The sequence below is a fragment of the Sphingobium yanoikuyae genome, assembly GCF_034424525.1.
Lineage (GTDB): Bacteria > Pseudomonadota > Alphaproteobacteria > Sphingomonadales > Sphingomonadaceae > Sphingobium > Sphingobium yanoikuyae.
On sequence record NZ_CP139979.1, the window covers coordinates 937,713 to 959,674 of the forward strand.

20 protein-coding genes are annotated in these 21,962 nt (G+C 60.0%); 14 read left to right on the forward strand and 6 right to left on the reverse strand.

Annotated elements, in window-relative coordinates; genetic code table 11:
* Window positions 1-28 precede the first annotated feature (28 nt).
* The 3 genes from U0025_RS04380 to U0025_RS04390 are packed head-to-tail and all read left to right on the forward strand — an operon-like array spanning window position 29 to window position 1,704.
* On the forward strand, window positions 29-679 hold the full coding sequence (locus tag U0025_RS04380; protein ID WP_004211514.1) for a hypothetical protein: 651 nt from the start codon (window positions 29-31) through the stop codon (window positions 677-679).
* 59 nt (window positions 680-738) lie between these two features.
* Window positions 739-1,152, forward strand: a complete 414-nt coding sequence (locus tag U0025_RS04385) for a hypothetical protein (RefSeq protein ID WP_323156754.1) — start codon at window positions 739-741, stop codon at window positions 1,150-1,152.
* Window positions 1,153-1,200: 48 nt separating this feature from the next.
* Window positions 1,201-1,704, forward strand: a complete 504-nt coding sequence (locus U0025_RS04390; protein WP_004211516.1) for a hypothetical protein — start codon at window positions 1,201-1,203, stop codon at window positions 1,702-1,704.
* Between the two features lie 41 nt (window positions 1,705-1,745).
* Here the strand turns inward: U0025_RS04390 and U0025_RS04395 are convergent, their stop codons facing one another.
* Both U0025_RS04395 and U0025_RS04400 read right to left on the reverse strand, forming a co-directional pair.
* Window positions 1,746-1,895 (reverse strand): hypothetical protein, encoded by a 150-nt coding sequence (locus tag U0025_RS04395; RefSeq protein WP_004211517.1) that lies wholly within the window; start codon window positions 1,893-1,895, stop codon window positions 1,746-1,748.
* A gap of 314 nt (window positions 1,896-2,209) precedes the next feature.
* Complete coding sequence (locus U0025_RS04400) at window positions 2,210-2,605, reverse strand: hypothetical protein (RefSeq protein ID WP_004211518.1); 396 nt, start codon at window positions 2,603-2,605, stop codon at window positions 2,210-2,212.
* A 162-nt stretch (window positions 2,606-2,767) separates the two neighbouring features.
* Between U0025_RS04400 and U0025_RS04405 the strand changes: the two genes are divergently transcribed.
* The 3 genes from U0025_RS04405 (at window position 2,768) to U0025_RS04415 (ending at window position 5,295) form a co-directional block, all read left to right on the forward strand.
* Window positions 2,768-2,968: a DUF5818 domain-containing protein gene (locus U0025_RS04405; RefSeq protein WP_157225214.1), complete on the forward strand. Its 201-nt coding sequence runs from the start codon at window positions 2,768-2,770 to the stop codon at window positions 2,966-2,968.
* Window positions 2,969-3,683: 715 nt separating this feature from the next.
* Window positions 3,684-4,154 (forward strand): DUF736 domain-containing protein, encoded by a 471-nt coding sequence (locus U0025_RS04410; protein WP_004211520.1) that lies wholly within the window; start codon window positions 3,684-3,686, stop codon window positions 4,152-4,154.
* A gap of 82 nt (window positions 4,155-4,236) precedes the next feature.
* Entirely contained in the window at window positions 4,237-5,295 is a 1,059-nt protein-coding gene (locus U0025_RS04415; protein WP_004211521.1) for an SLOG family protein, read from the forward strand.
* 176 nt (window positions 5,296-5,471) lie between these two features.
* Here the strand turns inward: U0025_RS04415 and U0025_RS04420 are convergent, their stop codons facing one another.
* Complete coding sequence (locus tag U0025_RS04420; RefSeq protein WP_004211523.1) at window positions 5,472-5,795, reverse strand: hypothetical protein; 324 nt, start codon at window positions 5,793-5,795, stop codon at window positions 5,472-5,474.
* A gap of 469 nt (window positions 5,796-6,264) precedes the next feature.
* Here U0025_RS04420 and U0025_RS04425 point away from each other — a divergent pair, with 469 nt between their 5' ends.
* From U0025_RS04425 to U0025_RS04445, 5 genes are all read left to right on the forward strand, one after another.
* A complete protein-coding gene (locus U0025_RS04425; protein ID WP_004211530.1) occupies window positions 6,265-6,564 on the forward strand; it encodes a ribbon-helix-helix domain-containing protein in 300 nt (99 codons plus the stop codon).
* Between the two features lie 106 nt (window positions 6,565-6,670).
* Window positions 6,671-8,818, forward strand: coding sequence for a type IV secretion system DNA-binding domain-containing protein (locus tag U0025_RS04430; RefSeq protein ID WP_004211532.1), 2,148 nt, complete (start codon window positions 6,671-6,673; stop codon window positions 8,816-8,818).
* Window positions 8,815-11,808 (forward strand): MobF family relaxase, encoded by a 2,994-nt coding sequence (gene mobF, locus U0025_RS04435; protein WP_004211533.1) that lies wholly within the window; start codon window positions 8,815-8,817, stop codon window positions 11,806-11,808. The genes U0025_RS04430 and mobF overlap by 4 nt, the downstream gene beginning before the upstream one ends.
* A 9-nt stretch (window positions 11,809-11,817) precedes the next feature.
* The gene (locus tag U0025_RS04440) at window positions 11,818-12,408 is read left to right on the forward strand and encodes a restriction endonuclease (protein WP_004211535.1); all 591 of its coding nucleotides are present in this window, start codon (window positions 11,818-11,820) and stop codon (window positions 12,406-12,408) included.
* On the forward strand, window positions 12,405-12,962 hold the full coding sequence (locus tag U0025_RS04445; protein ID WP_004211536.1) for a lytic transglycosylase domain-containing protein: 558 nt from the start codon (window positions 12,405-12,407) through the stop codon (window positions 12,960-12,962). The genes U0025_RS04440 and U0025_RS04445 overlap by 4 nt, the downstream gene beginning before the upstream one ends.
* Window positions 12,963-13,029: 67 nt before the next feature.
* On the opposite strand, the gene U0025_RS04450 is transcribed toward U0025_RS04445, so the two are convergent.
* The 3 genes from U0025_RS04450 to U0025_RS04460 all read right to left on the reverse strand — a co-directional run bounded on the left by U0025_RS04450 (window position 13,030) and on the right by U0025_RS04460 (window position 16,189).
* A complete protein-coding gene (locus tag U0025_RS04450; protein WP_147373614.1) occupies window positions 13,030-13,401 on the reverse strand; it encodes a hypothetical protein in 372 nt (123 codons plus the stop codon).
* A 396-nt stretch (window positions 13,402-13,797) separates the two neighbouring features.
* Complete coding sequence (locus tag U0025_RS04455; protein ID WP_004211538.1) at window positions 13,798-14,643, reverse strand: hypothetical protein; 846 nt, start codon at window positions 14,641-14,643, stop codon at window positions 13,798-13,800.
* Complete coding sequence (locus U0025_RS04460; protein ID WP_004211539.1) at window positions 14,630-16,189, reverse strand: FAD/NAD(P)-binding protein; 1,560 nt, start codon at window positions 16,187-16,189, stop codon at window positions 14,630-14,632. Before U0025_RS04460 ends, U0025_RS04455 begins: the two co-directional genes overlap by 14 nt.
* Window positions 16,190-16,969: 780 nt before the next feature.
* Here U0025_RS04460 and U0025_RS04465 point away from each other — a divergent pair.
* From U0025_RS04465 to U0025_RS04475, 3 genes are all read left to right on the forward strand, one after another.
* Entirely contained in the window at window positions 16,970-17,491 is a 522-nt protein-coding gene (locus U0025_RS04465) for a sigma-70 family RNA polymerase sigma factor (protein WP_004211540.1), read from the forward strand.
* Between the two features lie 92 nt (window positions 17,492-17,583).
* Window positions 17,584-18,579, forward strand: coding sequence for a FecR family protein (locus tag U0025_RS04470; RefSeq protein ID WP_004211543.1), 996 nt, complete (start codon window positions 17,584-17,586; stop codon window positions 18,577-18,579).
* A 142-nt stretch (window positions 18,580-18,721) separates the two neighbouring features.
* On the forward strand, window positions 18,722-21,856 hold the full coding sequence (locus U0025_RS04475; protein ID WP_037491219.1) for a TonB-dependent receptor: 3,135 nt from the start codon (window positions 18,722-18,724) through the stop codon (window positions 21,854-21,856).
* Window positions 21,857-21,962: the final 106 nt, after the last annotated feature.

The following is a 21,962-nucleotide window of genomic DNA, read 5'->3' on the forward strand; positions in this document are numbered from 1 at the left end:
CATCGCATGCATTGCAAGGATCAAGGCCATGCCCGAAATCATGGAAATCGCCACGTATCGCCTCGCGGAACTGGACGAAAGCGCGAAGGAAACTGCCCGGAATTGGTATCGCGAAAACGGTCTTTGCTATGAATGGCATGATGCTGCGTTCGACGATTTTGAACAGGTCTGCGACATCCTTGGGATCAGCCTCAAGACCAATATAGTGCGCCTCTACGGGGGCAGGACACGCAGCGAACCGCGCATCTACTTCACAGGCTTCTGGAACCAGGGCGATGGCGCCTCCTACGAGGCGGTATATTCCTATGCGAAGGGCGCACACCGTCGCATTCGCGAACACGCGCCCCTTAGCACCGAGCTTCACCGTATCGCCGATGTGCTGCGGGATGTGCAGCGGCGCAATTTTTATCAGCTCAGCGCCAATGTCTCTCATCGCGGCCGCTACTATCACGAATACAGCATGACGATTTCCGTTGAACGGGATGGGCCCTGCCAGGACGTGTCGGCAGATTCCGAAGAAACAATCGCACAAGCGCTGCGGGATCTTGCCTGCTGGCTCTATGACCGCCTTCGCTGCGAATATGAGTATCTCAGTTCAGACGAAGCGGTCGATAGCGACATTTGCGCCAACGATTACAAGTTTACCGCTACCGGGCGTCGCTCGGTCTCTCTCGAATAGCCCGTTCCGTGGTGCGATCAGCCATGAAAGGAGGAGGGACAATGACCGGGACCATCCGATTGTCCGCCAGCGATATCCGGCAAATACGCGAGGTGGCAGAGCGCATTGCCCGCCGTGATAGTTCCGCCGCGCGGTTCGCGATCGAGATCGCCGAGCGCGTCAGCCTTGTAACAGGCGATGTTGCCCTCAATGTCCTCGCGATCAGCGATGACCCCGATTGGGCAGACACCGACCTCAACACGACATTCCCCTGGTCGCGCATCCGCGAGCGTCACGCGCTGAAGGAAGGGCGGGCCCTGTTCGACCTCTACATCTACGAGCGGCCCGGCGTCAGGGAGACCGGCGATCTTGTCTGCTGCGTTCAGGTCGAGCTGGATGCCAATGGGCTTGCCGCCATCCACGCCGACAGCACGATGCATATCTGGCGCCGGCCGGATCCGCCCAGTGATCTTCCCCTCAACCCGATGCTATGATCGCGATCGACCTTGATTGCGCAGCAGCCCATCATCAGGATATCCGCCATGCGCCTGTCAGATGAATTGGCCGCCCAACGGCGGTTTTATGCCATGCCATTGATCACTGCCCCCTCGGTGATGGTCATCGACATTCCGCAAAATCTTGCCGGGGCAGGCCTCGCGCTTGGTCGCTATTATATCGTGATAGTCGAAGCCAATGAGGAACTCGCCGAGTTCGAAGCCTTCCTTGCTGCGGACCGTGTGGCCATGCGACCACCTGACCTTCTCGATCGAAGGCCCAGCCGGCGCGAAGCGGGCGCAATCGGTTTCTTTGAGTTCGCGCCTCCGGAACCTGGCTGGCCATGGATCCTGCTTTGCCATTGGCCGCGGAACTTTACCGGGCTGTTCGACACCGATCCGAGTGCTCTGGCACGCGGTGCCTATTCGATGGAAGCCTTTCAGGACCGGGATGCCCTCCAGTCGATGCTAAAGGCGCATATCGCCGTGTTCGGAGATTTGGCGAGTGTGCGAACCGTCCCCTCGCTGTCCGGGGTAGTCGGGCGAGCATAGCAGGGCACGCATTCACGCTGCCAAATTGCACTGGCTGCCGTTCAGGATGTTTCCAGCAGCCGCTCTTTTGCCAGATCCAGCGCATGCGACAACCGCATCGCTACAACCTGATCTTCCGGGTCAACGAGGATAGCGAGTGCCTCCTCCATCAACTCGATCGCCTTTTCCAGCCCCGACACTTCCTTTGTCATGACCGTTTCCCTCCGTAAATCCCGGCTCAGTCGGCGGGCATCCTCCATAAGAAGGATGCCGGCCCCTGAGCCGGACGGTCGAAACGCGAGAATAGACGCGCGCGCCTGCATCTTTAGCCGAACAGCCTGGACATACACACAGGCCATCCGGCCGCAAAAGCCTTGCAGCCGACTCTATTCCTACGAAGTTTCGACGCTCCGGCCCGCCACCGGCGAACGCCAACCCTCTAACCCGATTGGTATCTACTGCCAACCGCTTCATGGGATTGTCACGAGGGGCGACCGGAATTCAGGTGTTCGCCTGGTGGACCACCTCAGCGGGTGGACTGGCGCGCACCAACCACTGGCCGATACATATCGGCGCGGCCCTGCATCACGCCCGCCAGCCATACAAGATGACTTGCGGCATCGGCGAGCGGCAACAGGGACACCGCGTCAAACAGCCGGCGCTGATAAGGAGCATCCCGGTCGAGAACCTCGGCCAGACGCTCGCGCGCCGGACTGTTCGGATCGCTGATACCCGCATTGGCTTCGCGGGCCGCCTCCAGAAAGGTCTCGGCCAGTTCCTGGGTTTCATAATATCCGCTGTCGAGACCTTCCCCCAGGGCCAGCGCCGCAATCTCGCTGCGCACGTCCGGCAGATCGGGATCATTGACGGCATCGATCAGGGGCAAGTTGAAATCGAAACCGGCAAGAAAATCGTCGATCATGGGGAATATCCTTTCTGATCGTATTGAAACATATAGAGAACAGAATTGCAACTCTGAAATCCATCGTCCATGATAAGGCATGACTACGAATCTCTGTTTCCAGCTCTTTCCTCTATCGTCCGCAAGGGCGCCTTATTGCTCCAGCAGGACCGCAGTGTGACCATGACGGTCGTTCCCCTGCGTCTGCGCGGCGTGTTGCACACCAATGAGCGTGGCTTTCTTCTCGAAGCGGAGGACGGTCATGTCTGGCGGATTGAGGGTGCCGAGGCCTATGCCGCCCTGGTGGACCAAGCCGTGATCGTCGAGGCCTATAAGCGCGGTGTGAACCTTCTCGAATTGCTTTGGGCGGGGCCGGCCAACTGAGCGACTGCTCCCTTGCGACAGAAGCCAGAGCAACCGGGTAGGGCGAATGCCCGCCAGGGGCGGGCACCGGGCTCTATCTCCGCTTCGCTCCGACCAAGCCCCCTTCGGGGTCTTGGCTGCTGACGCAGTAACGATCCCTTTCGCGAGCAAGCGTCAAAGCCCTGCATATCCGTAAGCGTCCGGCTTGGGGCAGCGTTGCTGCGGCCCTCGGCGGGGCGCCTCGGTCCGCAATCACCGTCGGGTGAGGTCTTTCATCGCATCCAAAGCCACCTCCGCAGTGTCTCGGCGTGCCACGGGTGGTCCGGGGATACAAGGGCTGCCTCCGGTCAAGAAGTTCTAGGAGATAAGGGGCCTGCCGACGAAACTGCCTGTTTCAAAGGTGTCGGCAGGCCCCTTATCTCCAAGAACTTCTAAAGACCGCAGCGCGACGTCCCTTGCATCCCCGGACCACCCGCGGCCCTTGAGCCCCGGCGAAGGCGGCTCCGGATGCGATGAAAGACAGGCACCGTCTCACCCTCCGTCGATCAATAAGGAATGGCTTCGCCATGCTTTTCTTTGATTGGCCGCTACCGCGTCCGAATTTTTGGCTCAGGCTCACCAGACACGATGAAAATCTGTCAAGAAAACAATGATGTATCGGAAAAAAGGGGGAGGGGGTAAAGTAATTGTGCGGATGGGGATTGTCCCCGGAAGCGTTTTTCTTGGAGTATAGGCAATGAATATCGGTGAATTTGGTTTGAAGAATGGCCGCATCATCGGCTGGATTGCAACCCGCACAATCGACATGGCGAAACTTGGATTGCGTGAAGTCGAGAGCCAGAACGAACTCGCGCCCAATTATGAAGTTGTCGCTTTCAACGGCAATCGCTGGGTGCAGGTCGGCGCACTTTGGGAAGCCGTCGCCAAGAAGACCGGCGAAATCTTCCTGCAAGGCAATATCGACGATCCGAGCATGGCCGAACCCTTGCCCATCGCGCTTTTTGGGTCGGTCGAGGAAGGCTATCGCGTCGCATGGCGCAGGCCCGAACGCCGCGATGACTTCGGCCCCGCCGTCCGCACCTCCCGCGATAATGGCAATCCCGGAAACGGCGGCGAATATGGTTTCGGAGGCAGCACCGCCGACGAGAACGGCGGACTGACGCGCGAAAGCAACGCCGCCGAACTGGACGATGAAGTCGCGTTCTAGGCGCTAGGCCAAGACGGGCCGGGGGAGCGCTGGAACGCTTCCCCGGACCCTGACCGATCTTCGAGCATCAGGAGTCACACCCATGAGCAAGCAATCAGCTAAGAAAGTCGTTAACACATTCGCGGACCTTTCGGAACTTTACGCCGAGGAAACCGCAACCCCCGAATTTGAAGCGTCGTTTGGCGATCCTATCCCGCTTTCCATCATCGAATATGGAGACCAGCCGGGCGAACATGATATGCCCGAACCCTTCGCTGCGCAGAAGGTTTGCGGCGAACTCATTACGTCCCTTTTCCTGCTACTGGACGACACCCGGCTTAGCCCGCTGGCCCCCGATATTGCTTGGGGGATCGTGAACAGCTTTCATTTCGTCGCCGGAACACAGGAACGGCGGGAGGACCGTCTAGCCGATAAAATCCGCGAAATGACGCGCAACATGGAGTCGGGCGAAGTCTTCAACAAGGAACTGGAAGACGCCCAGTTGCAATGCCAGTCGCTTGCCGAACAGCGCGCCGCCATTGAGGCAATGCGCGACTATGCCGCCGCCATGTATCGCGCTTGCTGGCGTCGTGCATGGGGGCCGACCAAAGGCAGCAAGGCGTCATCCGTCACGACCGCAAGCTATATCAACGCGCTGGACTTCCTGCGAGAGCGCGCCCTTGCCAAGCGCGAGAAGCACCAGCCGCAAGGCCCCGTTGTCATCTTCTCCGGTCCCGCCATCTGGGATGAATGGGAACCGCTTTGGGCCAAGTTAAGCGAAATCAAAGCCCGCATCCCGCATATGACGCTTGTCACCACCGGACAGCGCAAGGGGGCGGACGCCATCGCAGCAGCATGGGCCGCACGGGAAGGCGTCCCCGTGGTCGCCTACGGCCTTTATGGGGGCGGCAAGAAACCGGCCTTCACCCGTAACAAGAAGCTGGCCGAGCTTGAGCCGGTGGAAGCCGTCTTGTGTGAAGGTTCAGGCATCCAAGCCAATCTATATCAGACCATGCGGAAACAGGGCGTTCCCATTCACGCCTTCGCATGGCCGAAGGATAAGCCCAAGCCCCAACGCTCGAACAGCATCGACACGTATCGGGCGGAGGATAGTTTCGGGCAACCGCAAGACACATTCAGGCGAGCGCGCCGCGCCGCCTGATACCAGATAGCGCGGCGCTTCCCCCAAAACGCCGCGCTATCCATCACCACAGTAAACCCGCCAACCCCCAAGGCTGGCGCGCTTTCGCGCGTCGGCCTTTTTTCGTGCCGCCGGACGCCGCCGCGCCTGACGGCGCGGCGGCGAGGGGAAGAAAAAAAGGGAGCAAGCCGACAGGCTCATGCCCCCACGGACGGACCAGGCGTTGCGCTGCCATCCCCCTTTGCGGACAGTGGCGCGGCTGGCGCTTTCCCCGGACGGGCAGCATCAGACGGTAACGTCGCCCCCTTCAACACACCCAATGCAGCAGCACCACCCAGCCGCAGCACATGGCCCAGCACGTCCCTAAATTCGCGCTCGCTCAGTTGCTCGACCGGCAGCGCCGTCACTATGCCCGCATAGCGATCGCGCAGCTTCTGGCGCGCTGCGACAATCTCTCCTGCTATCTTCTTTTCCCGCTCGACCAGATCGGCGAGCCTATCGCGTTCCGACATCTTCGGCATGACCAGTTTCCTTCTCTCAAGGCTGGCCCGCTCGTCACGCGATCCTTGTCGCACAGGCGCACCGACGCCACAAGCGACCCCGCCGCCATGCGCGGCAAAATCCCCCCACATCGACCCAGCCGCCAAGGGTGCGCCCGGCAGCGGAGGAGCAGACGCAGCGACGCCGTCGCTGCGGGCAAGCGACGCACGCGCTTCGCGGTTTGTAATGCACCGTACGCACGGGTGCTGAGGCCGGAAACCCCAGTAAAAACAATTGGTTATTCTGTCTGACGTGTCGGACAAAATCGACATTATGTGTCGGACACCTGTGACGCCGCAATATCGGACCGCCAAAAATCCCAGCATTACCGCGCCCTTGCACTGTCTGACGCGTCAGACAGGCTGATTTTCTTGAGCTTTCCTTCAAGGCCGGCTATACTGCCAGGCGCTTCAAGACCGCCCTGGCGAAGCTCCATCAGGAGCTACCGCCTTGGCGCGTATCACCATCCGTATCGAGGACGAGCTGCTCGACCGTCTAAGCCGCCGTGCGCGGCGCGTCGGCGTCACTGTCTCCGAACTCGTCAGACCCGCACTCGAGCATGCCGCCGATAGCCGTGCGGGCTATGTCTTCACCTCGCAGGACGAGATCCTCGCCGGTGTCCTGCAGACGATGTCGATCGTCGCGGCGGCGGTGCGGAAGCGCTCACCCGAGACGCTTGAGCAAGGCATGGCCGATGCCCGTGCGCTGCTCCACGAAAAGGGCCTGCTGGCACCGGGGGAACTGCCATGATCGCGGGTGCGCAATCCCCCGCCGTCATGGTCCGGGCGCTCCGCTATTCCCCCCACCACGGCACATCGCGATCCGCGGTCAGTCCCCGTTGGGGGAGGGCCGTTCGATGAGCATCTTCCGCAATGACACGCTGGGAAGCTGGACCCGCGGCGGCCAGGCCATCGTCCACAATGTCCGGATGACCACCCAGGTCTTCTTCCAGACCTTTCTTGCCGGGCTGGCTCTTTGGGTGATCGGCACCGGCTGGTATGCCTTCGAGAAGTCGAACGAGTATCAGCGCTTCGTCCTGGTCAAACTGGTCGAGGCAACTTTCAAAGTTGATGCCGCTCCGGGCACGAACGACCCCGTGCTGTTTCGCACTCCGGAAGGGCGCCAATACTGGACCTCGGCCGATGCGCTGCTGGAGTCCGGCGTGGTCAAGCAGGCGCTCCTCAAGCTCGAAACCGATCTCATCCACGGGGCGCTGCTTGCGGGCTTGTTCGCCCTCGCGGCCCTGGCCTGGGCCTGGTTCTATTTCACCCGAACCGGGAAAGGCCTCGGGTCCAACGAGTATCTGCGCGGCGCCCGCTTCGGAACCGTGGCGCAGGTCCGCCGGGCACTCTGGCGTCAGAAAAAGGGATGCCTCGCCATCGGCGGCGTCGCCGTGCCGGATGCTTTCGAACCCGAACATATCCTGCTGGTCGGTGCGCCGGGAACGGGCAAGACCAACGCCATCATCACCATGCTCGCGGGGATCCGCAAACAGGGCAAGCGTGCCATCGTCTATGACACAGCCGGGTCCTTCGTGGAGAAATTCTATCGACCGGGACGCGACATATTGTTGAACCCGCTCGATGAGCGCACCGCCATTTGGAGTCCCTGGGTCGATGTCCCCAAGGAATATCATTACGACCAGATCGCGGAATCCACGATCCCCGACAAGCATGGTGATCCGTTCTGGAGCAAAGCGGCGAGGGGTACGCTGGTCGCGGTTCTGCGGAAGCTCGCGCGGCAGCAGCACACCCTGATCTCGGTCCTGCTCGATCGGGTGCTTCGTTCTCCGCTCACCGACCTCGCCGCCTTTGTGAAGGGGACCGATGCGGCCGCTTTCATTTCCACGGAAGGGGAGCGCACGTCGGCGGGCATCCAGGCTGAGCTTGCCTCGGTCATGCGCAGCTTCTCCTATCTTGACGATACCGAAGATGGCTTCTCGATCCGGCGTTGGGTGGAGAATGAGGAAGACGACAGCTGGCTCTTCATCACCGTAAAGGCCGACCAGCTTCCCTCGCTCCGTCCCCTCATCACGGTCTGGCTCGACATCGCGATCAGCGCGATCATGAGCCTCACCCCCGATCGCGACCGGCGTCTTTACTGCGTCATCGACGAGCTGCCGACCCTCCAGAAACTTCCCAGCCTTTCCGACTTTCTGGCTCGTGCGCGCAAATATGGGGGCTGCGGCGTTCTCGGATTTCAGTCCTATCCGCAACTCGAAGCCACCTACGGAATTCAGGATGCGGCCGCTATCACCGGCTATTGCTCCACCTGGGTGGCACTCCGGGCAAACGACACCACCACCGCTAAACATGTCTCGGAAAATCTCGGCCAGGTCGAACAGGTCGAGGCCAACGAAGGCATGTCCTATGGCGTGAATGATATGCGCGACGGGGTGAACCTCTCGCGGATGCAGGTGACTCGCCCCCTGGTGATGCATACGGAGGTCACCAACCTTCCCAACTTTTCCGGCTACCTCCGGTTCGGCCGGAACCTGCCGGTGGTGCGGTTCACCGATCGCTATAACGCGCTGCCCACGGTAGCTCAGGCTTTCATCGAACGCACCGAAGCCCCGAAACGCCTTCCCCAGGGCAAGACCATCATCACCCAGGCGCGCGCCGCCCGTCACGCGGCACAGGCGGCCGCAGAGCAGGCACGGGCAGGGGGCAACGCGCCGCCGCCATCCTCCTCCCCGTCCTCGGCTCCTCCCAGCCAGGGCGACTTGTTCGGCAAGGAGAAAACCCCACCCACCACTGAGCCTATCGAACCTATCCAACCGCAGACGCCCGACGGTGAAGCGGAAGGAGTGGAAGCTCTTGGTCCGGCTGTGCCCGATGTCCCGGATAGCAATGGTGACTTCGCAACTGGCGACATGGACCCTGACAGCGAGCCGATGACCGCGACGCCGGTCACTTTGCTCGGCGCGTCTCGGGGCAGCGTTCGGGTTGCGCTCGCCAGCCATGACCGCGCCGACGGCGCTCGCGAGCAGGCGAAACCGGCATGATCCATCCCCGCCGTCTCAAAGGGACCGCCGCCAACATCAGCCGATATTACACGATCGGGGATTACTATACCAAGGGCGGGGACGAACCATCCGAATGGGGCGGGCGCATCGCCGCCGACCTGGGTCTGTCGGGTCGGGTCGATCCCAAGCAGTTCGAAGAGCTTCTCGCTGGCAAGGTGGGTGACCAGCAGCTGGGGCGTCGTCGTAAGGAGGGCATCCAGCATCACCCCGGCTGGGACTTTAACGTCAGCGCCCCCAAATCGGTATCGATCCTTGCGCTGGTGACAGGTGATGACCGGATCATCGCCGCACACGAGAAAGCCGTCACCTCGGCGCTCTCCTATCTTGAGGAGCATGCTGAGCTGCGCCGGCGGGTCGAGGGCGAAGTCGTTCACGAGACCACCGGGCGGCTGCTGTTCGCCCGCTTCACCGAGCACGCAAGCCGTGAGCTCGATCCGCATCTGCACACCCATGTCGTCACGCTCAACATGACCAACCATGCGAACGGCGATCACATGTCGAGCCTCGAGACGCGCTCGATGTTTGCTGAGCAAATCGTCGCGGGCCAGATCTATCGAAACGACCTTGCCCATAGCCTGCGCGAGATCGGTCATGAAATCCGCTTCGATCCGCGCCGGGGACTGTTCGAAATTGAAGGCGTCCCCGGCCAGCTCATTCGCGACTTTTCGCAGCGCGCCGAGCAGATCAATGAGCATGCGCAAGAGCATGGCCATACAGGACAGGCCGCACGGCGCATCTCCTTCTTCGAGACTCGAAAAGCGAAGGAGAAGATCGGGCTCGAAGAGCTTCGTGCGCGATGGCGCACACGCGCCGAACCTTATCGTGAACCTCTCGACCAGGTTCTCGCGGATGCCGAAGCGCGCGGCGAAAGAACGATCGCGATCAACCCTAATGTCGCCCGCCGCGCGACCCTGTTCGGGATAAGGCAAAGCGAGACGCGCGAGGCGGTCAACAATGTCGGCCGCCTCTATCGGACTGCACTCGCGTCCCATGTCGGCGAAGTCCGGTTCGGAGATATACGTCCGCTGTTCGAAGCGCAGGAAGAGAGTCACAAGCTCCTCAAGACGGTGCGCCAGACCGGTGATCAGCCGCTCCCACGAGGACGTTCCTCGCGGCGCACGGCAAAGCTCGAATTGGCTCTATCCGAGCATCTCTCGCTCGCGATGGGTGACGTGTCGCCTGCTGCCACTCGGGAGCGTTTGGCCGAGGCGGCGAGCGCGATCGGCTTGACCCGGGCGCAAACCGAGGCGCTGGAAGCCATCGGCACCGGGAGGAATCGGCTTGTCGCAGTCCACGGCGTGGGAGGCGCGGGTAAGTCGACCCTGGTGCGCGGCCTTGTCGAGGCAACACGTTCCGATCATATCACCATCGCGCTGGCGCCAACCTCCTCTGCAGCAGCCGACCTGGGGGGAAAGGCCGGCATCGAATCCCGGACCGTGGCCTCGCTTTTGGCAAGCGGCGGATATGGCATTACCGACAAGCACATACTGGCCCTTGACGAGGCAGGCCAGCTTTCCAACCGGCAGGCTCTGCGCATGCTGGAGATCAGCAGGGCGACCGGCGCCCGCCTGATCTTTCTCGGTGACAATAAGCAAACAGGGGCGATCGAGCAGGGCAAGGCGTTCTGGCTGATGCAACGTCTGGGTCTCCCGACCAGTCACCTGACCGAGTCCATCCGGCAAAAAACCGACGAGATGAAGGAGGCGGTCACTCTCGCGCGGAAAGGGGACTACGCCGCATCGCTCGCCAGCCTTGACCGCGTAACGACGGCGGAGAGCGCAGAGAAGCTCGCCAAGGACATGGTGGCCGAGTGGACGCATCTCAAGCCATCAACCCGCGCCGGCACCAACATCCTGGTTCTCGACAATGCCACGAGGCTGATCGTCAACAGCCACATCCGCGAGGTGTTGAAGCGCGAGGGGGCGGTTGCGGCTCAGGATCACCGGCTCGAAGTGCTGACCCCTGCGGGTATGTCCGATCAGGAGAAGCAAGTCGCGCGCTTCTATAGTGCCGGCCAGGTTCTGAAGTTCGCAAGGGACAATGCCGGGCTGGGGATTGCGCGTGACACCGAATATCGCGTTGTTTCAATCGGCCGCAACGGACAAGGTCGTCAGGTCGTACGCATCGTCGATGAGAATGGGCGACAGATCGACTGGAATCCGCGACTTGGTAAGGCCGCGCACGTCAACGTCTTCTTAAACGAGGAACGCAAGCTCGCACAGGGCGACCGTATCCAGTGGCGTCTCGTCAACAAGGACATCGAGGTCAAGAACGCCGAACGTGGCACCGTCCTGGCACTCGACGGAACCATGGCGACGATCCAGTGGGATCGCGGCGCACGAGTCCAGAAGGTCGAGTTATCGGAGCATCGGACCTGGGACCATGGCTATGCCGAAACGGTATATTCCGCCCAATCGAAAACCTACGACCGCGTCTACGTCCTCGCACCCGTTGAATCCGGCCTGGTCAATGGGCAGAATTACTACACCGCGATCACGCGAGCCGAATTTGGCGTCAAGCTCTGGACGGAAAACGTCGCCCGTCTCGCGAGTAAGCTCGCCGCGCATTCAGGCGAAAAAACCTCGTCACTTGAAGCGCTCAATCGGCTGAAACTCGATAGTCATCGACAGCGCGGCGCCCGTCATAAGGACAGGCATGATCGCTCCCGCGAGGAGAATGCTCGCGATCGCGACGCCCGCAAAGCCGAACGTGAACAACGAGAGCGCGAACGCCAGCAACCAGAGCGTGCTGACCGAGGACCGCGCAGCATCGGCGGTATTCTTGCGGGCCGCGCTCAAGAGAGTGCCGCGCTGGTCGATCGCTTCCTGCGCGGTACGATCGAGCACGATCGTGCCCGCACATCGACAGAGCAAGAGCACAGCGTCGCTCCTGAGCCTGTCCCCCAATCCCAGCCACAGCCTCAACCCGATCATGACCATGGCGGCCATGGGGGCGGGCACGACCGATAGGAGAAACCCATGGAATTTATCCTGCTCGCGATGCTTTTCGCTCTGTTACTGGCATTTCTGCTCAGGCGCTACCGTATCCCCATTCGCCATCGCTGGCGCCGGCGTCAGGCGCGAACCATGTGCGAGCAGTTGCGTGGTCCCGATCGTGACCAGCCAGCCGGGCTGCATTATGCTCGGCTTCGGGCGATGGACCCGCTGGCGTTCGAGGAATTGTTGCTCGAAGCCTTCGAGCAACGTGGACATCGCGTGATCCGCAATCACCGCTACACCGGCGATGGCGGCGTCGATGGTGAAGTTGTCATTGATGGTGAGCGCTGGCTGATCCAGGCGAAACGCTATCGCGAAACCATCCGTCCAGAGCATGTCCGTGACTTCGCCATGCTCTGCGCCACCAGAAGGCGACGGGGTATGTTCATCCACACTGGCCGCACCGGTGGGGTCAGCCGGACGGTTGCCCTTGGTGCCGACGGGATTGAGATCGTGTCGGGGCAGCGATTGCTCGCCCTGCTGACGGGAGCGCCTTTCCAGCCCGGCGGTTTCCCACCGCTTCACAGCGTTGGAAATGACCGTTCCGGATTGCGCGATCGGGCACCACTATGAGGATGCTTAACTTCTGCGTCGGCCGCCCACCGCGTCCCAAACTGGCGATTGCGATATTGGCGATGGTCTGCGGAGCGCTCATCTCCGCTCCCGCATCGGCAAAGCGGGGTTCTTCCGGTGAGGCACTGGAGATTGCCCGCTGCATCCGTATCGCCTCACGCGGCCATGGGTGGCTTGAGAAGACGCTCTGGGGCCTGCGCGAGCAAGAAGCCGGCTGGTTGGGGGCTGAGGTTGCCAATACCAATGGCACCCATGATCTGGGGCCGTTGCAAATCAACAGTTGGTGGGTGCCGCGCATTGCCCGGCTGGTCGGCAAGCCCGAATATCATGTCCGGCATTGGTTGCGATACGATGCGTGCTTCAATGCCGAAGCGGCGCGCTGGATCTTCCTGTCCGGGCTGAGATCGACCGGCAATTATTGGAAAGCGGTCGGCGTCTACCATAGTCCTACAGCCTGGAGGCAACTGGCCTATGCAGAAAAGGTGGCCGGTCACATGCGCGCCAGGTTTGGCCCAAACGTGTTTGAGCCCGAAAGCGCGGGGGGAAGGAGGTAGGGTGGACGGCGATGGGCGGCGTCTGGTTGCGATGAAATCTACATTCGGTTGGGAGCAGGACCGCCAATCAGACGCGGCCTTGAGCTATATCCTCTTCGCGCATTTCGGGTAACGGCCCGACTTCGGCTGTGGAACAGCCAAGCAAGAATGCCGGATCTCCTAGGGAGCTTTCGTTCGTTTCCAGGTCCCGACCAAGCACACCCTGCAGCAGGATACGTGTCGAACGAAGCGCGATCTGAAGCAGCTTCGTCAGGCTTGGTTGCGAGACATGCGGGGAAGGGGGTGGGCTAGCAGTCTCCAAAAGTTCAAGAAGCACGTGCTCGTCGTCGGTAAGAGCTGCAGCGCTTTCGTGCGCAGCCCGAAAACGGCGGCCAGACCAAACTTCGAGAAGCGACAGCAAGGCTGCAATAGCGGGAGCCAGAATGCCGGCGTCGCTCACTTCGAGTCTTGCGAACAGCGTTGGCAGGATTGGGCGATGCCGGTCGACCGCTTCTCGCCAACAGCGCGCGGCATCAACAATTATGGACTCGGGAGTGAGAGGAGCGGGGAAGGCAGGCGTAACGCAGGACAAGGTGGTTTCCCTTTATACAACCCCCTGTCTCTGGTCGACTGTCAGACAATTAGGGGAGCGATGTTGCACGGGCAAGACGGTTGGGAGTTCTCAGGATCTTCGCGCCGGATGGGCCGGCTCGAGACCTGACGCTGATTGCATCGATGGGGTGGCTTGATCTGAGGGACGTTGAGCTGTGCTGAAGCAAGAGCAGATGCGTTCCTCAATGGTCGCCTATTTGCAGACGCAAGCGTCAGCGCATGAAAGGCGGGGTGAAAAGCGCCTTCAGCTAGAATTGTTCACAGAACGGGTTGAACTGGCGATTTTAACCTTTGGCCAATCCTCTCCAAGCGTTACGAACTCGATCGGCCGGCCTCTACGCAGCTCCTCCACCGGGAAGACGAGCGTTTCCTGATCGGCCGCGCCAACGATGATCGCGGACAGCGCGCCGGATTCGGAAATGACTGGCGCGCCCAGCGCCTGAGGTTCTGCGAGCGGGCGATTGCGGCCGCGGGTGACGAGGCCGCAGTAGGAATAGGAGAGCGTCGTGCCGAGATCGGGGATGCGAACCTCGTCCAGGTCACCAGCGACCCGCCCCTTACGATTGATTACCGGCCTCGACAGTTGGCGGTTCGTTCGACTTGAGCCTCCGCCGACGTCATCCCTGAAATCGGGATCCGTCCAGGTGGGATCGTTCAATCGTCGAACATGAAACAGGCCATCGCTCCAGATCCCCTCACGGAAGTTGCGGACTGTCGCGAGGGGTTTGGCGGTCTCTCTGGGTTTCTCGAATAGCGGGGTCGCATCGAGGCGAAGGACGTGGAAGCCGAGCTTGGAACTCTCTGGACCCAGGACTCTATCAGGTGGGACCATCGCACCCAGCGCGAGCCGCTGTTTCCCAGGGCCCCGGATCAATGTGCAAGAGACTTCCTCGGCGCTCGGCAGCAGATGCGAGTGCGCCGTCAGAAGAAGATAGAGACTATCATCCTCACAGTCTTCGCGTGTGAAAATGGCGGAAATCATCATGCGAGCATCGCCGTCTCCGACGATGCCGATCTTGATGATGGTGCCAAGCCGGAGAGCGTTGTTGGCGACCCGGCTAGGTTCTGAAAGACCGCTACGCTTCGTCATTGGGAGGCCTGTTGCGATGGATGTTGACGGGAGCGACCTGGACAGACGCCGGGCCTACACGGAGCGGGAACAGGCGCAACTGTTCAGCTTTGCGTCTATCCTCGGCATCAAGGACAACCTTGATCGGACGGCCGTTGGTAAAGCAGTCGTCCACAATGATAGTGGTCTGGAAATCCAGCCCATAGGCCCGGCCGATATGGAGTAACGTCTTTCGTACCATTCGCGGCAGAGTTTCAAGAGAAACGCCCGACTTTCCCATGCCGTCGTTCGTCCAGCGAAACACGTCCCTGTCGTAGTCGCTCACATCGGCTGCGGCGGAATGCTCGATCGCCTTATCCCGAAGCCCGGCGAGCTCCGTGGCGGTCAACAGGTCGGCCGCCGCCGGCTCTGCGCCATGGCGAACGATGACGCGATCGAATTCAGATGGAGGATCAACGGGCGCGCAGATGTCGTTGTCGGGTATCATCTTGCATTGATCCTCCTCGACTTCGAGCTTCCCTTTGACGGCTGTCACATATCGCCTTGTTCCGTTGCTGAAGTAGGCGAGCAGCAGCTTGTTTATAGGGGCAGCGGTGAATGAATAGGGGCTGGTCGACCGGTACAGGAGCGTGATCTTACGATTGGAGGGACGGTCTTGCGCTCCGGCAAACGATGACAACTTCCCCTGTGTCTCGTGGCTGAAAACCACCTTGCGATAGAACTCGCATGGGTCAGTGCTGTCGCCCGTTCCCGCGATCCGATGCAGCGCGCGTTCGGCCTCGACTTCCAGGATATCGTGTCTGACTTCGCTATCCGTCAATGCGACAGCCAGCATATGGGCGGCGCGCGTGACCTTGGTGCCCAATATGGGGGAGAGCACGTCGATGAGACCACCATCACCCGTGCCGCTGACAAGAACGGCCTGCCCATCATCGGCAATGGCGTTGGGCGACCAGTAGCTCGGCGATTTCAGCGGGCCCAAACTGCGCTCTGTCTTGAAGCCCGTGGCGAGGACGGCGATATCCGCCTCGACATTTGCACCACTCTGCAGTTCGAGCAAAACGCCACTGGCAGTTTGATGCAGCCGGATGACTTTGTCGTGGACCAGATCGACCTTTGGGCCAAAGCCGCGTTGCCATTCATCGAGGATGTCCTCGACTACCATATCAGCCTGAGACTGCGCCCAGTTCAGAAAGGGCAGGGCGGTCGCCGGCGTTGGTTGCTGTTTCGGCCAGAATATGATGTTCGGATGAAGCTCCCGATGGGTAGCGTCCCGATATTGCTCGAACGGCGTCGTTCGGGCTTCAATCAGCCTGACGCTTGCCCCGACACTCGTAAAGCCGGCTGCGAGCGTTCTGCCTCCAACACCGGCGCCCACGATGCAAACGTTTCGCCGGCCGGGCAGAAGTCGCTTCCCGGCGATAACGGACACGAGCGCAAGGGCGCGTAGCTGCTGGGAGTAGAAATTTTGCTGTGTGAGGAAGGGATTCATCGCGTAGAGCGTGTCGGAAATCCGGCAAGCGCAATAAACCGCCCACGCCCGCTTATCGTGCTCGTTGTCCCCCATGAATGTCCTTGCATTTGAAGAGCGTGGTGCCCGCAGACGTCAGGCCTTCAGCAAAGAACTTTCAGGCCTCATTAAGTGGGACACGCGCCGGAGCAATCTTGGCAAAGAATTATCATCCAGATTGCTCGCCGACGGTCGAAAATTCCGAGACTGAGCCTGAAAGCGCGGGAGGAAGGAGGTAGGTTGAAGGAGAGGTGGGGGCTATCCTTCAAGTTCACCATGGCCATGCTGATGGCATTGTCGGGCATCGTTTGGCTTCTGATGTATCCGGAGAAGGCCTGCGGGTCGGCTGGTCAAATCATATGCAATGGTCGCTTTCATTATAGGGAGCATGATAGCTGGCTGGGGTATCGGAACCATCACTATGCTGACTACCATACCGCTTTCGACGCTATTGGTTTCGCAAACTCCCTCCGGATGCGACACAATTTTGCGACCACAGGAATATGTGGTGTCATTGACATAGCATCGATGCAATTCAATCTCATGAATGGCATTGGAAAAAAAGTGTCAAAACTTGGATGTCGTGTTTCGCAAGGTCAATGTATGTCCTGGAATAATGAATCCATAATATTATAGATGTTCGGAGAGATACTAGGAATGGTTTCGATTGATTCTGTCATATCACGGATTTTGCAAGGACGGACTCTACCCGAAATCGCCGTTTAAGTTGCGCTTCATGGCGTTGGATGGTGTTTTATGGACTGCTGCTACTTGCGATTTATTCTCAATAAGTGTAATGCGATGAGCGAGGTCATGGTCTAGCGGTGAGAAAGGAAAATGGGAGTGCCGGATGGCCAAGCCGCTCTAAAGCTCTTCCTCTCACACCGTGCATCGCTGATACGCTACGCAAAGAGGATTACAGGCGACGAAGCAGATGCGGAAGACGTGGTGCAGGAAGCCTGGCTTAGAAGCAACACGGGGACGGCGAGGCTGCCTGCCGACGAGGCGATGGCCTATCTGCGCATGACGGTGCGCAATCTTGCGCTGAACGGCTCCCGACGCAAACGGATCGAGGCGCGGATATTCGAAGCGGGTGGCGATACAGAGATAGTCAGCATTTTGTCCGACCAGCCGGACCCTGAAGTCGCAGCGATATCGCGGGACGAATATGCGAGAATAACTTCCGCGCTCCGGAGCCTCCCGGAAAACATGCGGATCGCGGTCGAGATGCACCGGATCGGCGGGGAGAAACTGAAGGACATTGCCGCGTTTCTGGGGGTTTCGACATCTACCGCACATGCTCTCGTGCTTGAGGGTATCGAGCGATGCCGGGAGATTGCGGATCGTTCTCCCGGATGATTTTTGCGTCGCTTCCGGAAAAATGCGCCACTCGATTGTTTAGTTAAGTAGGGGAGGGCCGATACGATGCTCTTCCGTCAAGAAGGGACAGCATGAGCGCCGGGCGCAATACAGATTCGATGGAAGCCGATCGTCGCCGTGCCAATCGCGCGGCTTCAGAATGGGCTATCCTGCTTCAGGAAGATCCTGATGATCAGGCTTTGCGCGCTCAATTTGCCGCGTGGCTCGACGAAGCTTCCCTTAACAAGGACGCCTGGGCGGAGACGCAGCGCATAACCCATGTGATCCGCACCTCGCCACCGGTCCATGCGAGCCGGTGGCGTAAGAAGAATTTCTCCATCCTCCCGTTCGCTAGATCAACGAAGCGGCAGCGCGCGGGGATCGCAGCAATTGCTGCGGCCGCGTGCCTCGCGATCGTCGTGGCTCCCGGCATGTTCGTGAATCTGCGCGCCGATGCGACCTCCGGAACAGCGGAGCTACGATCGATCTCGCTTGCTGACGGCAGCACGATGATCCTGGCCCCTCAGAGCGCTGTCGCTTTCGATGTGAACAAAGGTGGCGAGCGAAAGGTTCAGCTCCTGAAGGGCAGAGCATGGTTTGAGGTGGCGCCGGATCGTGATCACCCGTTCCGGGTTGTCGCGGCGGACACGACCACCACGGTTCTTGGTACGGCCTTCGAAGTGACATCAGGCCATCGGCAAGTCTCTGTCGCGGTGCGCAATGGCACGGTTCGCGTTGCCTGTTCCGACCAGCCCGAACGGGCGGAGAAGCTTACCGTCGGCGATGCGCTCGACCTCACATGTGAGGAGAGCAGTGCGCTGCGAAAAAAGGTCGATCCTCTTCGGATTGCGGCATGGACCGACCATCAGGTCATTGCCAGCGATAGACCCGTTCGCGAAGTGATCGAGGCGCTGAAGCCTTGGCACAGCGGGCTGATCCTCACCTATGGCGATGGCTTGGATACACGGCGCGTCACCGGTGCATATGACGTGCGCCAGGCTGACAAGGTGCTGCAGGCGCTGGCGCAATCTCATGATATTTCGGTGCGCAATTTGACGCCCTGGATCACGGTGATTTCAGCCGAATAATCAAAGGCCTGCGAAATTTTTTCGCCGCCCATTGCACATTTTTTCGGAAAATCCCTCGCCTCGATTGTTCTTACTAGTAGGGGCTTCATGCAACTGCTTCTCAATTGCAGATGGCCCGCCAAACGAGGAAGGGTGTATCATAGTGCTTTCGGGGGTTTCGAATTTCAGGAATAAAAAGGGCCGGGTTGTCGCCATTTCGCTGATGGCATCCGCTGCGATAATGGGGCTTGCTGCGCCGCATGCGGTGATGGCCCAGACAAGCGGCGAAGCCACAGCCAGCGATTTCAATATCCCCGCTCGCACGCTCAGCGAAGCGCTGGCCGATTTCGGGCGGCAATCGGGCATGCAGGTCAACGTCGACGCTGACAGCATTCGCGACCTTTCCTCACCGGGCGTGTCGGGCCGCATGTCCAATGCCTCCGCCCTCAGCCGCCTTCTCACCGGTACAGGCCTGACCTGGCGGCTCGAGAATGGATTTGTCACCCTCACGCCCTCACCTCAGGTGGCGCAGGCCAGTCAGGACGCGCAAGGCACGGTCAATCTCGGCCCGCTTCGTGTTGAGGGGTCGCAGTCCGGCGCTTCCACCATCGCCGGAGAAACCGGCGCGGAGCGCGATGAACGCCGCAAGGACGCCATTTACGATCAGGACATTTCCACAACCTTCGCGAGCCGTGAGGAAGTCGAGCGCTATCGTGGCACCAACACAGCCGATGTGCTGAAGGGCATGGTCAATGTGTTCAGCGGCGACGCCCGTAACGGCGGCGCGATCGATCCTAGCATCCGCGGTGTCCAAGGGCCGGGGCGTGTGCCCGTCATCATCGACGGCACGGAGCAGGCGTTGACCGTCTGGAAGGGTTATAATGGCGCTGGCAATCGCAGCTACATCGATCCAAGCCTGATTTCCGGCGTCCAGGTGCTCAAGGGGCCGGTGTCTACACGCGGCGTCAACGGATCGACGGGCGGCGCGGTAGTCGTCAACACGCTTGATGCTGCCGACATTCTCGAACCCGGCAGGAATTTCGGGATCGAATTGAAGCTTGAAGGCGGAAATAATTCGACCAATCCACGCTGGCCGACGCTGCTGACAAGCCTGGACCATCGCGACATCCCGGGTTTTCCATCTGGTTACTTAGCCAGTGCTCCCTATGGCGACCCTTCGCTCCGGGTGACGTTGCGGACCGCAGACGACAATGAAGCCTTTTCCTTCGGCGATCGTGCGATCCGGATTGCGGCGGCGGGCCGTGTCGGGGATTTAGAGCTGTTCGGGGCCTATGCCTTCCGCGAACGCGGCAACTATTTTGCCGGCAAGCATGAGGCTGACTATTATCAGCAGGAAAATCTCACGCTTAATGCGGCCACTTATGTTCGTCTGCTGGGCCGTCATTACGAGCCCGGCAACGAGGTTCCGAATACGTCAAGCGAGCTGGAATCCATCATGCTCAAGGCGAAGTGGAACATCGCCGATGACCATGCGCTGCAAATCGGCTTTCGCGATACGCGCTCGAGGTTCGGCGAGATCATGCCCTCGCGGATCATGACAACAGGCAATGGCTACACGTTCGGTAATATCCAGTGGCCCGAGAGCAAGGTTCACGCTCAGGCATGGAACGCGGAGTATAGGTGGCAACCGGAAAGCCGCTTTATCGACTTCAAGGCGACGGCGTGGCTGACGGATACTGTGAGTAATACCTACAGTGCAGGCGGCTTTCCCAATGTTGCCTCGCCCGCTGACCCGATCATCATGAACAGCGCGCTCGCCAATTCGCATAATGATCGTTTCGGTTTCAGCGCAAGCAACCAATTCAACCTATCATCCAACCTCAGCATCCTTCTGGACGCAAACTGGCAGCATGAGAAATTACGCTCGGACGATGATTACCTGCTTTACAGGCAGGCGGTAGGGCGGGCCTATCCACGCGAAGGGCGGCGTGAGGATTATCGCATCAATCTGAGCGGGGAGTGGAAGCCGGTCAGTTTCCTCAAGCTCAATGCCGGCCTCGCCTATACGGGCTATTGGGCGCAGGACGATTTCCTGCCCAAGCTGATAGAAGCGAGCGGCGGCTCCGTCCCTGTCTATACCTCCAGAATGAACCAAACCCAATACGGGACTACAGAATCCACCGTCGAAGCTTATGAAGCATTTCAAAGAGAATATTGGAGCAGCCGAGGCCGTACAGGGGCGCTGTTGGAATCGACGGTAGCGCAAACGGTTGCAGTCTTTCGGGCCAACCCCCGGACCTTCACTTGGACTCATGCAGGCGCGGACTGGGTGCCTAACGCCGATGGAAAATACCGCCGTGCAGACAATATCTGCATCAATGGGTTTCTCGACAGCATCCCGAATTATATCGAGGGGACCTGCATTGCTCGCGGCAGAAACATACTCATAAATGTCACCGAAGCCGAGCGCAAATCGGGTCATGGGTGGGTGCCCAGCGCATCGGCGACACTCTATCTGAGCGACAACAGCCGCGCCTATGTCCGCTATGCCGAAGCTCTGCGGTGGCCGAGCATGTTTGAAAGCACGATCGGTTTCTCCGCTTCGATCGATCCACTGCGGGAACTAAAACCCGAACGCATGAAATCATGGGAAGCCGCGTTCATCCAGGATTTGCGCCCGCTGTTCGGTTTGCGAGGCGAGGGCCAGCATGCCGACATCAAACTGACCTGGTATCACAACACCACGCATGACGTGATCGAACGCAGCAGCGGCCTGTTTTTCAGCAATATCGACAGGCAGACGATCGCCGGGTTCGAGTTGCAGGCGCGCTTCGACAATGGCCGTTTCTTCACTGATATCAATGCCGGTCACATGACCAAGAATCAGGTCTGCGATGAAAGCACGGCCGCAACGATAGACACCGCCAGAGGCTATCGGGTGCCGGATTGCGTTAAATATGGCTTTGTCAGCAGCTTCCTCCTGACGCAGGCCACGCCGGAAACGAGCGTGAATTGGAATATTGGCGGCCGCTTCTTTGATCGTCGCCTTGAGGTGGGAGGCCGGCTGATCTGGTACAGCGCCTACGACAATCCGGACCCGATCGGGGAATGGACCACCGGCACAACCTGCGTCGCAGAATGTTCGCTCAACATCCCCTACACCTGGGGCGAGATCATCACGTTCGACGCTTATGCACGCTTCCGGATCAATGAGCGGTTCAGCGCCGAACTGGCGGGCACGAACCTCAACGACCGCTATTATATGGACCCTCTCTCACGCTCGATGATGCCTGCTCCGGGACGGACGGTGCGCCTGAGCCTGACGGGGAGGTTCTGACAAGGGATTCAGGGCCGCCACCGCATCCACCAATTTGAGCAAAGCGGGATGACAGCGGCGACCCTGGATGAAGGCACCTGATCGTCAGGTGCTTCGATCGCAGGAG

Coding starts and splice junctions, on each gene's coding strand:
- U0025_RS04380 (WP_004211514.1), top strand. CDS start 29: ATGCCCGAAATCATGGAAATCGCCACGTATCGCCTCGCGGAACTGGAC.
- U0025_RS04390 (WP_004211516.1), top strand. CDS start 1,201: ATGCGCCTGTCAGATGAATTGGCCGCCCAACGGCGGTTTTATGCCATG.
- U0025_RS04395 (WP_004211517.1), bottom strand. CDS start 1,895: ATGACAAAGGAAGTGTCGGGGCTGGAAAAGGCGATCGAGTTGATGGAG.
- U0025_RS04400 (WP_004211518.1), bottom strand. CDS start 2,605: ATGATCGACGATTTTCTTGCCGGTTTCGATTTCAACTTGCCCCTGATC.
- U0025_RS04405 (WP_157225214.1), top strand. CDS start 2,768: ATGACGGTCGTTCCCCTGCGTCTGCGCGGCGTGTTGCACACCAATGAG.
- U0025_RS04410 (WP_004211520.1), top strand. CDS start 3,684: ATGAATATCGGTGAATTTGGTTTGAAGAATGGCCGCATCATCGGCTGG.
- U0025_RS04415 (WP_004211521.1), top strand. CDS start 4,237: ATGAGCAAGCAATCAGCTAAGAAAGTCGTTAACACATTCGCGGACCTT.
- U0025_RS04420 (WP_004211523.1), bottom strand. CDS start 5,795: ATGCCGAAGATGTCGGAACGCGATAGGCTCGCCGATCTGGTCGAGCGG.
- U0025_RS04430 (WP_004211532.1), top strand. CDS start 6,671: ATGAGCATCTTCCGCAATGACACGCTGGGAAGCTGGACCCGCGGCGGC.
- mobF (WP_004211533.1), top strand. CDS start 8,815: ATGATCCATCCCCGCCGTCTCAAAGGGACCGCCGCCAACATCAGCCGA.
- U0025_RS04440 (WP_004211535.1), top strand. CDS start 11,818: ATGGAATTTATCCTGCTCGCGATGCTTTTCGCTCTGTTACTGGCATTT.
- U0025_RS04445 (WP_004211536.1), top strand. CDS start 12,405: ATGAGGATGCTTAACTTCTGCGTCGGCCGCCCACCGCGTCCCAAACTG.
- U0025_RS04455 (WP_004211538.1), bottom strand. CDS start 14,643: ATGACGAAGCGTAGCGGTCTTTCAGAACCTAGCCGGGTCGCCAACAAC.
- U0025_RS04460 (WP_004211539.1), bottom strand. CDS start 16,189: ATGGGGGACAACGAGCACGATAAGCGGGCGTGGGCGGTTTATTGCGCT.
- U0025_RS04465 (WP_004211540.1), top strand. CDS start 16,970: ATGGGAGTGCCGGATGGCCAAGCCGCTCTAAAGCTCTTCCTCTCACAC.
- U0025_RS04470 (WP_004211543.1), top strand. CDS start 17,584: ATGAGCGCCGGGCGCAATACAGATTCGATGGAAGCCGATCGTCGCCGT.